The organism is Mesorhizobium sp. M4B.F.Ca.ET.214.01.1.1, assembly GCF_004791545.1.
GTDB lineage: Bacteria > Pseudomonadota > Alphaproteobacteria > Rhizobiales > Rhizobiaceae > Mesorhizobium > Mesorhizobium abyssinicae.
Genome location: NZ_SRUX01000356.1, coordinates 1 through 203, shown reverse-complemented (window position 1 = coordinate 203; position 203 = coordinate 1). Strand labels below are relative to the sequence as shown.

The 203-nt window shown below is 63.5% G+C and carries 1 protein-coding gene; it reads right to left on the bottom strand.

What is annotated here, in order from left to right; translation table 11 throughout:
• Nucleotides 1–203, bottom strand: a 203-nt coding sequence (locus EN857_RS34550; protein WP_189521731.1) for a cobalamin-dependent protein, incomplete at both ends; no start/stop codon positions are given.

Genomic DNA, 203 nt, shown 5'->3' with positions numbered 1-203 from the left:
ATACTTCTCGACCGCATTGTTGATGCCGAGGTCGATGACGTCGAAGCCCGCGCCCTCCATCATCATGCCGACCAGATTCTTGCCGATGTCGTGGATGTCGCCCTTGACGGTGCCGATCACCATCTTGCCCTGCTTGGGCGCGCCGGTGGCGGCGAGCAGCGGGCGAAGGATGGCCATGCCGGCCTTCATGGCGTTGGCCGACA